The organism is Pseudomonas sp. TH37 (genome assembly GCF_016650735.1).
GTDB classification, from domain to species: Bacteria; Pseudomonadota; Gammaproteobacteria; order Pseudomonadales; family Pseudomonadaceae; genus Aquipseudomonas; species Aquipseudomonas farris.
This window is the reverse complement of sequence record NZ_JAEKFD010000010.1, coordinates 301,794-315,238: the sequence shown is the minus strand read 5'-3', so window position 1 is coordinate 315,238 and position 13,445 is coordinate 301,794. Positions and strand designations below refer to the sequence as shown.

The 13,445-nt window shown below is 56.1% G+C and carries 2 protein-coding genes; both read left to right on the top strand.

Features of this window, described 5'->3' with window-relative positions:
• Nucleotides 1–99: 99 nt before the first annotated feature.
• Complete coding sequence (locus JFU11_RS23455; RefSeq protein WP_201062251.1) at nucleotides 100–2,823, top strand: type I polyketide synthase; 2,724 nt, start codon at nucleotides 100–102, stop codon at nucleotides 2,821–2,823.
• A complete protein-coding gene (locus tag JFU11_RS23450) occupies nucleotides 2,820–13,343 on the top strand; it encodes a non-ribosomal peptide synthetase (RefSeq protein ID WP_201062250.1) in 10,524 nt (3,507 codons plus the stop codon). Before JFU11_RS23455 ends, JFU11_RS23450 begins: the two co-directional genes overlap by 4 nt.
• Nucleotides 13,344–13,445: the final 102 nt, after the last annotated feature.

The following is a 13,445-nucleotide window of genomic DNA, read 5'->3' as shown; positions in this document are numbered from 1 at the left end:
GACCGCCCCGTTACGCTCTCGACGCGCCCGACGTCGACTAATCCATACCATTTGCCACTCGCACCTGTCGCGCATCAACGGTTTATGAGAGCCGACACCATGGACACTAGCCAGGTGTGCTACCTGAAAAGGCTGGTGGCGAGTAATGACATCTATTTGGAGCACCATCGCCTGTTCGGTCACATTGTGGCCCCTGGCGCCATGCATGTGGCGATACTGATTACCGTCTTTAAAGATTTCTATAACGATCAGCTGTTTTCGCTCAAAGACATCATTTTTCTCCAGCCCTTGCGTTTTGAGGATGATGAAGAGCGCGAGATCAAAGTGGATATTCATGTCAGTGCTGACGCGATGGCTCGTTATACCTTGTCCAGCCGCAGAGTGTTCCAGCAGGACGTAGTCGTGGACGCTGAACAGGATTGGATGACCCACCTGGAAGGTTACGCACTGCCTCTGGGGGCGAGCGACCTGGATGTGGATCGAGTCACACCGCTCACCGCTGCATTGTTCGAGCAATCGCGGCAATTCGATGCACAGGCTTTTTATCAGGACTTCAAAAACCGTGGGTATGACCTTGGCAAGGAATACCGCTGGCTGCAGCAGGGTACGTTTGATCGACATCTGTGCACCTGTTCGCTGGCCAATCCTTTGGCCGTGAATGCATCTGGGGAGTACCTGCTGTCGCCGGGTCTGATTGACTCTTGCTTCCAGATGATGGGGGTCAGCCTGACAGCCGATACCGCGATCATGGAAACCGGTGACATTTACATCCCCTTCCATATTGAAAACATCACGGTTCACCAGTGCGAGCTTCCTCAAGGTGGCCTGATAAGCCAGGCCCGCGTGACCCAAGGGGATGAACGCAGCAGTGAGGTGTATGGGGCGATCAGATTGCAGAATAATCACGCCGAGCTGATTCTCGATATCCAGGGGTTCTCGGCAAAGAAAGTTGAAGGCTTCATGCCAGAGTTGTCTCGCCCTGGCTTCTCGAGGCTGCTCTATCAGCCGGTCTGGAAGCGGGGCGAGTTGGTAGCGCAGGGTGATGCACAGACGCAACCGAACTACTGGTTGATCTTTGGTGATGATGGGGGCGTCGCCTCGGAGTTGGTTTCGTTGTTGCGAAAGGTTGGAGCTGGATGCTTGCTGATACGCAGAGAGGAGGCAGCTGAATATGCCCTTTCTGCAGACGCAACACGTCCATCACTTATAGCGTCATTGCTTGCTTGTGCGCCAGCCGCCGGCAAGCGTGTTGGCGTGGCTTATTTATGGGGAGTGGACAGGCCTGCCGTCATGGGTACGCAGGAGCAAGCAGCGAAGCACCTGCTGGAGCCATTGTTGACGATAGTACGCGAGTGTGCCGAATACGAGCATGCCGAGGCGATCAGGAAAGTTGTTGTCGTGACGCGGGCTGCGCAGACCCTGGATGGGCAGCGGGCCGCCACATCACTGCTGCCGGCCTCGCTCTGGTGTGCGGCACGTGTCGCGGCCAATGAACTGACTTCTTTGTCGACGCTGTCTGTTGATCTCGACCCAGTTGCAACTCAGGCGGATATTGCGGTTTTGGCGCAGTGCATGAGTGCTTCGACTGGCAAGGAAGAGTATGTGATCAGGGAGGGCAGCATCTATGTGCCTTCGCTGGTGGCCAAGAGCCTTGGCGGTGCAGTAGAGGGAGCCGTGGTGCATCAGGATAGTACTTATCTGATTACCGGCGGCCACGGTGACCTGGGCATGCTGACTGCTCAGGCCCTCATCGAACATGGGGCGAAGCATATCCTGTTGATGGGGCGCAAACCGCCGACCAGCCTACAACTGACGCGCCTGGCTTCGATGAAGGAGCAGGGGGTGAACATTGTCACCTGTTGCTGTGACGTCGGTGACAGGCAAGACCTGGAGCGGGGACTTGCTCCTGCGTTAGCACTGCTTCCTCCGCTCAAGGGAGTTGTGCACGCAGCGGGTGTCAGTGACGACGCCTTCGTGCTCAATGAAACCTGGAAACACTTCTGGCAGGTCGCTCAATCAAAGATGGCCGGCGCTTGGAACCTTCACGAAGTGACCCGTCCGCATGAGCTTGATTTTTTCATTCTTTATTCGTCGATAGCGTCAATTCTGGGTCCGGCAGGGCAGGCTGCTTATGCCAGCGCGAACGCCTACATGGACGCTTTAGCCCAGTACAGGCGCACACTTGGCGCTCCTGCGCTGACCGTTAACTGGGGTGGCTGGTCAGAGACGGGGATGATGGCAAAGGTCAGCCAACGCAACATCGGCCGTATGCAGAATGCCGGTATCGAACTGCTGCAGCCAGAGTCCGGGTTCGCCTTGATGAAGAGGATGTTCAGCTCTGCCGATGACCAGTGGATCGTTGTCTCGCTGAATGAGAAGAAGCTCAAAGCCAATGTAAAACGAGCTGACTTCCCTCTCATGTTTAAACGGATGGCCTTCCTGACCGACCCGCTCATGGTTGAAGGCGTTGGTGGTGATGCGCTGCCCTCCAGCGAGAGGCGAGCAGAGCCTCTGGAGCTCAACGAGGCAGGGATCAGAACCTATCTGACGGGACTGTTGGAGTCTACGTTGCTGGAAAAAATAGAAGCGTCTCAACATCACAAGTCGCTGGTTTCCCTAGGGCTTGATTCGATGATGGCTTTGGAAATTAAGACATGCATAAAAAATGATGCAGGAGTGGACATCCCGATCCTCAAGCTGCTGGAAGGCGCTTCCATCGACTCCCTCTGTACGCTCATTTCGTCCCAGGCTGTTCCGAATGGAAATGCGGGCGATGCTCATCAAACCTTGAACGCCACTCGTCGCGTGAGAATTGAACTATGAATGCTAATGAACTCTTGCGGGTCCTGTCAGACGCGAACGCAGAACTTGAAGTGAGTGGCGACAAGTTGTTCGTCGACTGCGGTGAGCATTCCTTGACCAACGCCCACATGGAGGCCTTGAAAGTCCACAAGGCGGTCATCAAAGACATCATCGTCAATGAGATAGGGGAGGGGACGGTTCTGCCGCTGTCGCACCGGCAACGTGATATGTGGACAGTCTGGAAACTCAATCCTGCCAGCGCGGCCTACAACATCGCGTTTTCAGCAAAGCTGCAGCCGGGTGTCGACCAAGTCAGATTGTGCAAAGCGTTTTCCATACTGTTGATGCGTCATCGCATCCTGCTGTCACGCTTTGTCGAATTGGCCGGTTTGCCTTTTCAGGCGTTTGACAAGGGCCTGGCTCCTCAGGTTGTCAGCCACTCGGCCAATAACCTGACCGCCGAACAGGTCAATGAGCTGCTTGAGATGGAGTCGGATCGCGCGTTCGATCTGAAGCGTTGCGCACCGATCCGGGCCTCGACTCTGGAAAATACGTTCCCTGATACAGGGGTAGCAGAAGCTTTCCTGACATTGACGGTACATCACATTGCAGCTGACTTCGTCTCGCTGGGAATATTGACTCGAGACCTGTCGCATATCTATTTCGGCCTGGAGCAGGGGGCGTTGGAGGCCCCCGAGCCAAATAACGCCCAATATGTAGATTTTGTCCGATGGGAAGGCGAACAGCTTCACGCCCGGGGTGAGGCATTGGCCGAGTACTGGATCCAGAGAATCCCCGAATCCCTGCCGACACTGGAGATGCCGAGTGATCGTCCGCGGCCGGTAGTTTCATCGGGGGCAGGGGAATGCCATTCCGTTCCAATTGATCCGGAAACCTGGCAGCGCTTTTCAGCACTGTCCAAAAAGTGCGGTGTAACGCCTTACATTGCGACGTTGGCATTGATTGAAATATTGCTCTACCGCTACACAGGGCAAAAGGACTTGCTGATTGGTTCGCCTGTTTCCAACAGGGACATGATGGCGGCGCAAGAGGCTATTGGTGACTTCGTAAACCCGGTGGTATTCACGTCCGATATTGAGCCCGGCGAGCACTTCGAAGTGTTGCTGACCAAGGTCAGGGATACGGTGCTGGGGGCGTTGGAAAACCGTATCTATCCGTTCTCCTCTCTGGTTCAGGCCGCGAATCCGCCTCGAGTGGCAGGGGCCTCGCCATTATTCCAGGTGTCGTATATCTGGCACCAGGGCAGCTTTGAGGGCCTGGCAGAAGAAAACGCGCCAACCGACAACGCACTGTATAGCCAGGTTATGGACTCCTCTCGCGTCAGAGGCTCGGCAAACGATATCAGCTTCATCATCGTGCAGATGAATGAAGACGTTCAGCTGCGACTGACTTACAGCACTGACCTGTTCGACAGGCCGACCATGTCTTTGTTGGCGCGGCACTTTCTGACGCTGATGAAAAATGTCATTGAGCAGCCACGTCAAGCGATCGGGCAGTTATCCATGCTGGCCGACGAAGAGCGGGCGCTGCAACTCGAACAGTTCAATCAGACACAGGTCGCTTATCCCGGGCAACGTTTGATTCATCATTACTTTGAGCAAGAAGCAGGGAACAACCCGAATGCGTTGGCTGTTATTGCCGGTGCTGACAAACTGACTTACCACGAGCTGAACGAGCAGGCGAATCGACTTGCTCATCAACTTATTCTGCTCGGTGCAGCCGCTGACAAACCGATCGCGATTTGCGTTGAGCGTTCTACCAGCATGATGATCGGGCTATTGGCTATTCTAAAGGCTGGTGCCCCTTACCTGCCGCTGGAGACGTCGTACCCCCAGCAGCGCCTGGACTATATGCTCGAACATGCGGCGCCCCAATTGCTGGTCTCGGAAAGCAAACAGGCAGCTCGATTTACCGATTATCAAGGGCTCACTGTACTGCTTGATCGTCCTGGGGACTGGGCGGATCAACCCTGCTCAAACCCTGGTCGGGCGATAGGCAGCGAGCAGCTTGCCTACTGCATATATACCTCGGGTTCCACGGGTGAACCCAAAGGTGTAATGAACACGCATGGAGCGATCCTGAACCGGCTGCAATGGATGCAAGCAACCTATCCGATAGGGAGCAATGATCGTGTTTTGCAGAAGACCTCATTTTGCTTTGACGTGTCAGTCTGGGAGCTTTTCTGGCCTTTGATGACCGGTGCCGCTGTCGTAATGGCCGACCCGGTTGCATACCGTGACCCCGTCTATCTGCGTGATCTTGTCGAAAGCGCTGGCATTACCGTCCTGCACTTCGTGCCCGCCATGCTGCAAGGGATAATGGATGCCGGCCTGGAATGGGAGGGGGCCAGGCTGCGCTACGTTTTCTGTAGCGGCGAAGCGCTGAAGTCCGCCACCATGCACAAGGCCTTGCGACTTTGGCCCGACTGCACGCTGCATAATCTTTATGGTCCGACGGAAGCTGCCGTTGATGTGACCTATTGGCAATGTGTTCCCAGCCAAGAGCACACCGGTGTCCCTATTGGTATGCCGATCGCCAATACCAGAATTTATATTCTCGATGCCGAGATGAATCTCTTGCCGATAGGGGCCAAAGGGGAGATTCATATCGGTGGCAGTGGGTTGGCCAGAGGCTACCTGAAGCGTCCCGACCTCACCGCAGAACGTTTCGTCCCTGACCCTTTTGATCCGCAGGGAGGTGGGCGGTTATACCGTACGGGGGACCTGGGCCACTACCTGCCTGATGGCAACATTCAATATATCGGTCGAGTCGATCACCAGGTAAAGATTCGTGGATTTCGCATCGAGTTGGGTGAGATAGAGGCAGTCCTCAGTGGCCTGGACGACGTCAGCGATGTCGCCGTGCTGCTGCATGAGGAGGCCGATGGCGATAAAAAACTGCTGGCGTTCGCCGTTGCCTTGACGGGGCGTGAGTTGAACGCTGATCGCTTGCGCGAAGCCGCATCAAAAAAACTGCCGGAGTACATGGTGCCGGGAATGTTTGTTTTTCTCGATGCGATGCCCATCACGGCCAACGGCAAGATAGATCGCAAACAGTTACCCATCCCCCAGGATCTGCGCGTCAATCGGCGCGACAGCTACATCGAGCCGAGTGGTGAAGTCGAGGTGGCGTTGGCCTTGTTTCTGGCCGAGTTGCTCAAGCTTGATCGGGTGGGAGCACAGGACAGTTTCTTTGACCTGGGTGGGCATTCCCTCCTGGCTATTCAGCTGTTGTCGAAGATCCGGGAAACCATGGGCCTGGATATTTCACTACTCGATTTTTTCAATGCGCCTACGGTCGCCGGGCTGGCACGCAAGATAGCAAAGGTCCAGACGCCAGCCAGGGAGCTACCGCCCATGATGGCAGTGCCTCGTGGAGAGTTGTTGCCCCTGTCTTTTGCGCAGGAAAGACTTTGGTTCCTGAGCCAGCTTGAACCCGAAAGCGGGGCATACAACGTGCCCGTGACGTTGAGAATCACCGGGCCATTGGATACGCGTGTCATGGAGCGGGCGCTGAATGCACTCGTAGCGCGCCATGAAATTCTGCGCACGCGTTTTGTGACACGAGAAGGCAAGCCACTGCAACATATCGAGTTGCCTGCATGTGTGAGCCTGTCGATCACTCGTCTGGATCATCTGCCTGAGCAGGAGAGGGAGCGTTCGGCGTTGGCGCTGTGCCGTGAACAGGCCGCGCTACCTTTCACATTAACCGACGCAAGGTTGATCAGGGCGCACCTTTATCAGTTGTCGGCGCGGGTATTCATTTTCAACGTCACTCTCCATCACATCATTACCGATGGTTGGTCGCTCGGCGTCATGGTCCAGGAGCTGGGTGTGCTCTATCGGGCGTTTTGTAATGACACAGAGGCCGAGCTTGCTGCGACAGAGCTGCATTATGCCGATTACGCGTCATGGCAGCGTGAATGGTTGCTGGGGGGGGAGCTGGATCATCAGCTGCAGTACTGGCGTGAGTCGCTGGCGAATGCACCTACGGCGCTCAATCTACCGACTTCCTTCCCGCGCCCGGCGAAACAGGGCTATCGCGGTGCCGTTCACGCTCATGTGCTGGATGCGCAATTGATCGACTCCCTCAATCGCCTCAGCCAAGCGCAGGGCGCAACGCTGTTCATGACCTTGATGAGCGCCTTCAGCGTGCTGCTTGCCCGCTACAGCGGACAGAACGACTTGTGTGTCGGTTACCCGATCGCGAATCGTAGCGGCGAGAGTCTTTCGGGCATGCTGGGCTTGTTTGTCAACAGCCTGGTACTCCGTACTCAACTGGATCCGCAGCAACGGTTTACAGAGCTTTTGTCCCTGACTCGGCAAAAGACTCTCGAGGGGTACATGCATCAGGATGTGCCTTTTGAAAAACTGGTCGATGCCTTGCAGCCTTCTCGCGCCTTGACGCGCTCACCGCTGTTCCAAGTCATGTTCGCGCTGCAAAACGTCTCACAGCAGATGCCTGATATCGCGGGGCTGTCTTTTGACAAGATCGATCTGGATATCGGTATCGCCAAGTTGGATCTCAACGTTACGGCCAGCGAGTCGTCGCTCGGTCTGGAAATGGGCTTCGAGTACAACACCGATCTGTTTGATGCTGATCACATCGCTCGCATGGCGATGCATTTCGAACAGCTCCTACGAGTCGTCGTGGCGGCGCCGGAAACCCGCATTGGTGGTATTCAGTTTCTTGGCCGGCAAGAGCAAGTCAGGCAACGTGAGTGCTGGAACTCGACCGCAGTGGCCTATGATGACCGTGCAGAGAGCGCAGTGGCGTTGTTCGAGCAGCATGCCATCCGTACACCAAAGGCGATAGCCATCGAACTGGACAATGGTCAGCAGGTTTCCTATGAGGTCCTGAATGCCAAGGCGCAGGAGATTGCCGATTTCCTTCACTGTGCGGGTGTCGAGAAGGGGGCCATCGTAGGGCTCAGCGTCGAGCGTTCTTTCCTGCTCATTGCCGGTGTACTGGGGATTATGAAGGCCGGGGCGGTGTTGCTCCCGCTTGATCCTGGCTATCCCGTCGCTCGCACCAGGTATGCACTCACCCACGCCCGCGCCGCGATGGTCCTGACTCAGAAGCACCTGGTTGCTGAGTTGCCGGAAACCCCGGCCCGTCAGGTCTGTCTGGATGAACCGTGGCCTTGCGCTGTGCAGGGGCAAGTAGAAACAGCTGTTCAACCGGCCGATCTCGCCTATGTGATATACACCTCCGGGTCCACCGGCAATCCTAAAGGTGTGATGGTGACGCAGGAGGGGCTGACAAATCTGCTGCTTGCAATGAAGGAGAAAACCGGCCTCGACCATCAAGGCGTGGTACTGGGGTTGACCTCCTTCTCCTTCGATATCGCTTATCTGGAAATGCTGCTGCCGCTTGTCTGCGGCGCTCGGCTGATTCAGCCTTCCTCGTCGAGGGTGGCCGACTTCCAGGCGTTGGCCAAACTGTTGAACCGCAGCGACCTGACCCTCGTGCAAGGGACGCCTGCCACGTGGCGAATGCTGCTGGAACAGAAGGCATGGCAGCGCCAGGCTTCATCGTTCTCGATCTTGTGTGGCGGCGAGGCGCTACATGCTTCCCTGGCGGACGAACTGCTAAGCGCCGGTATTCGCGTCTACAACATGTATGGCCCGACCGAAACGACCATCTGGTCCTCGATGTATCAACTCACGTCTGATGAAACACTGCAGACGGTCCCCATTGGCTACCCTCTGGCCAATACGGCCATTTACATCACTGATGCCGAGATGAACCTTTTGCCTACAGGAGCAATTGGTGAGATTTACATTGGTGGTGTCGGGTTGGCACGGGGCTACCTGCATCGGCCGGATCTCACGGCCGAACGGTTTGTCCCTGATCCCTTCAGTACTCGGGGAGGAGAGCGGTTATACAAGACCGGTGATCTGGGTTTCCTTTCTGAAGAGGGTTGCCTCAACTTTGTGGGGCGCTCCGATCATCAGGTAAAAGTACGTGGGTTCCGCATCGAACTCGGCGAAATTGAATCGGTACTCAATGGGGCTCCCGGTGTCAGTGAGGCCGTGGTGCAGGTGCATACCCAAGAGGAGGGTGATGCACGGCTGATCGCTTACGTGGTTGTTGAAGTACAAGCGCAGGTGAAAACCGCATTTCTGCGCCAGTACCTTGGCCAGCGGCTGCCGGACTATATGTTACCGGGGCTGTATGTCTACCTGGATAGCCTGCCCCTTACGCCTAACGGGAAAGTCAATCGCCTGGCGCTTGCTGCTTTGGAGCATCAAGTCCAGAGCGTCGAAGAAACACGTGCCGTGCCCAACACCCAGACTGAAAAGCGCCTGGCCGGGATCTGGTCTCACGTGTTGAAGCGCGACGCCAGCAGTCTCAGTGAAAACTTCTTTGAGTCAGGTGGCCATTCGCTTTTGGCTGCTCAAATGATATCGAAGATACGTGAAGACTTTGAGATTGAGCTACCACTGCTGGCCTTGTTTGATAATCCGACACTGGGTGCACTGGCTCGCGCAATTGACGAACAGGACCAGGTGACGAGCGGCGACGTTCCACTGTTGGTAAGCGATCTTTCCCGTCTTGAGGAACCGTTCGCCTTGACCTCTGTGCAACAGGCCTATTGGGTCGGGCGCCGTGAGTCGATGGTGATGGGTAATATCGCTACCCATGTTTATTCCGAGATCACCTTCCCTGAACTGGATGTGTCCCGGCTGAGCACCGCCTGGAACCGTGCGATTCAACGCCACCCAGCATTACGCAGTATTTTTCTGACCAACGGGACTCAGCAGATCCTTCGTGACCCGGGCAGCTACGAGATTGTGTACCAGGACCTGAGCGCCGCCGCCCCCCAGGAGTCGGCAAGACAGTCCGAGACATTGCGTGCCGCCATGTCCCATCAGGTATTCGAGCCTCACGTCTGGCCTTTATTTGAGCTCAAGGTGCTGCGGAATGCGCAGGAATTCAGGTTGTTTGCCAGTATCGATGCGCTGATCATGGATGCCTGGAGCTACCAGATTCTCCTTGCGGATGTTGTCGCCAGCTATCAGGACTTGCAGGCTGAGCCTGAGCCGCTGTCGCTTTCTTTCAGGGACTACGTTTCATGGACGGAGAAAGTCAGGGAGACCTCCGGTTTCAGCAACGCCAAGCGTTATTGGCTGGACAGGCTAGCCACGTTGCCGGCCGCCCCCAATCTACCGTTGCTGAAACGACCTGAAGAGGTCAGGAAACCGCAGTTCGAACGCCGTGACCGCTTCCTCAGTGCCGCACAATGGCAAGGCTTGCAGAAGCGTGGGCAGCAACTCAACGTCACGCCGACAGTGGTATTGCTCACCGCGTTTACTCAGGTGTTGTCGCGGTGGAGTGGTGATGAGACGTTTGCCCTTAACTTGACGTTATTCAATCGTCCACCTCTTCATCCTCAGATCAATCAGTTGGTCGGCGATTTTACATCGACGACGCTGCTTGAGGTCGGTGGCATGGCAGATGCCTTCGGTACCCGGGCCGTTGCCATGCAGAGGCAACTCTGGGCAGATCTGGAGCATGTTGCTTTCAGTGGACTGGATGTCATTCGTGCATTGGCCCAGCGCAGCTCTGATGGCAAGCCGGGCTTGATGCCGGTGGTCTTTACCAGCGCGATTGGTTTTGGCTCGGCGCAGGAAGGTGAGCTGGATGCCGATGGGCTGCTCGCAAAACTTGGAGCGGATGTCGACTATCAGATCAGCCAGACCCCTCAAGTATGGCTCGACCATACGGTACGCGAAGCGCAGGGGCGTCTGTATCTGTGTTGGGATGCCGTCGAGGAGCTTTTCCCTGACGGCATGCTCGATGCGATGTTCGAGGTTTATCTGGAGCTGCTGGAGAAACTGGCAAGCGATGAATCCGCTTGGCGAGTCCCTTTCGGCAATACATTACCCGCTGGCCAGCGGGCCACGCGTGAGCAGTTCAATGCGACGAGCGTCCCTCGCCAAGCCGCCACTCTTTCAGGGCTGTTTGTCGACTCCGTGGCTCGTCGTCCACACGCGGTGGCACTTATCGCGCCTGACAGGACGTTTACCTATGAGGAGCTTTATCAGGCTGCCGCGAGTATCGCGCAACAATTGATGCGCATCACCCAGGGGCGAAATGAACTGATCGCCGTAGGGCTGGAAAAGGGATGGGAGCAAGCAGTGGCCTGTCTGGGCATTCTGCTTGCTGGGGCTGCGTACGTCCCCATTGATCCTGATTTGCCGCAGCAGCGCCAATCCGCGCTATTTGTGCAGTCAGGTGTACGCCTGGTGATTGTGGGTGCACTGCCGATGGCGTCAGCGACAGTCAATGGCGAGCCGCAATTTCTGTCACTTTACGCGCTGCTTGAAGCATCTTCCGTGCAGGTACCGCTGATTGAGCCGAAGCAAGATGATCTGGCTTATGTCATTTTCACTTCCGGTTCTACCGGAACGCCCAAGGGTGTAGCCATTGACCACCAGGGGGCTTGCAATACCCTGGTCGATCTGAACAAGCGCTTTGGTGTTGATGAGCACGACAGAGTATTTGGTCTCTCATCCTTGAGTTTCGATCTCTCGGTGTTCGATATATTCGGTACGTTGGCGGCCGGTGCAACGTTGGTTATTCCCGGGAAGAAAGCTACACACAATCCAAGCGAATGGTGCCGGCTGATTGTCGAACACGGAGTAACCATCTGGAACTCGGTGCCTGCATTGATGGGACTATTGATCGATTACGTCCACGACCGAAAACTCGACATATTCGCGAAGCTGCGCCTGGTCATGCTCAGTGGCGATTGGATTCCTCTGCCTCTCGTCGCTCAAGTGCACAACGCATTGCCATGCGCCGAGTTGATCAGTCTGGGGGGCGCGACGGAAGTGTCTATCTGGTCGGTGTTTTACCCGGTGGAGACGGTCCCGGATGGCTGGTTGAGCGTGCCATATGGTGGCCCGCTGGAGAACCAGTGCTGCTACATCCTTGATGAAAAAGGAAATGACTGCCCTGACTGGGTAACCGGCGAGCTCTACATCGGTGGACGTGGTGTGGCCAAGGCGTACTGGGGCGACGCCGTAAAAACAGCCAACAGCTTTATCCCTCACCCTAATACCGGAGAGCGGATTTACAAGACAGGCGATCTGGCCCGTTTCCGTCCTGAAGGGTTGATTGAGTTTATCGGCAGAAAAGATACCCAGGTCAAACTGCACGGTAACCGAATTGAGCTGGGGGAAATCGACGCTGCCGTTGCACCGTCGCTGGCCAGTCAGTGCATTACATGCCTGGAGAAGAGAGCAGGCAAAGTGGATGCTCTGGTCTCATATGTCGTCGCGCCGAAGGAGGCGAGTGGCATGGGGGGCGAAGGTGCAGCGAGTGAGCTGAAGGCGCGGATACGCAAGCATCTGTTCGCCACTTTGCCAAGCTACATGGTGCCCAAGGAAATCGTCCTTATTGATCAGCTACCGCTGACGGGCAACGGGAAAGTGGATCGGCAGATGCTGGCCCGCAAGTACGACAGCGTGCTGGCCAGCGCCACTGTGGTTTCTGATGACAACGCCCCGGCCAGCGTGAGTTCGACGGCCCGGGATATTGCACAGATGGTGGCAGGCATCCTCGCCCTTGACAGCGTTGAGCCTGAGGAAAACTTGCTCGAGAAGGGAATGACCTCCCTGGAATTCATTCGGGTTTTCAACCTGATTGAGGAGCGCTACCAGGTACGCCCGGACATTGCCGAGCTCTATCGTGAGCCCAGGGTTTCAACGCTGGTCAGAAGTATCGAGAAGCATCAAGGGGTCGTCAGTCAAACGGTAAGCAGCTCCGATGAGCTCCTGGTACTTCCCGAACAGCGAGCGGCGTTCAAGCGCTCACGCAAATATCTGCGGGAGCAAGGGATTACTGGTGAAAAAACCTCGTTCCAATATGGCACCGGCTTTACCGAGGCTACGCATATCCAACGCCTGATGCAGAGAAAGACGGCCAATGAGTTTGCCGATCGGCCGGTGGGGTTCGATGAGTTTATTTCCTTGCTCAACATGCTGTCTTTCGTTGAGCAGGGTGGAGCATTACGCGCACTTTATCCTTCCGCGGGTGGGCTCTATCCGGTGCAGGTTTACGTACAGATAGAAAGGGGGCGAGTCGCGGGCTTTGAAGAGGGCGCTTATTACTTCCACCCGATCAACAAGCAACTGGTCCGGTTGAGCCAAAGCACGCCGATCACGGCGCAAAATCACTATCCTGCGAATCAACTGATGGCGGCAGCCACCTCGTTCACGTTGTTCCTGGTGGCCGACTTGTCTGCGATCAGTCCCTTGTATGGCGATGCAGGCAGAGACATGAACTTGATTGAGGCGGGAGCAATGCTGCAGTTGTTGATGACGGACTGTCAGAACTACGGAATCAACTTGAGGCCCATCGGCGGCGTTGTTTTTGATGGTGCCAGGGACGCATTGCAATTGTCTTCGCGGCATCTGCTGCTGCATACCATTCTGGCGGGGGCCTCGCCGCAGGCCGCTCATCAACTGTCCGATCCCGAGAGCAGCGGGTACATACATCTGAGTATTTAAGGGCTGTACGGCAGCGCACGCCACGCATCCGAGTGAGGTTTCATACCGATGCGTGGTTCTGCGTGCCCCCTCAATTAAAGCTGGTATGTCCAAGAGCGTATT

What these genes read in the sequence shown, in the direction of transcription:
- JFU11_RS23455 (WP_201062251.1), top strand. Translation starts at nt 100, where the DNA reads ATGGACACTAGCCAGGTGTGCTACCTGAAAAGGCTGGTGGCGAGTAAT.
- JFU11_RS23450 (WP_201062250.1), top strand. Translation starts at nt 2,820, where the DNA reads ATGAATGCTAATGAACTCTTGCGGGTCCTGTCAGACGCGAACGCAGAA.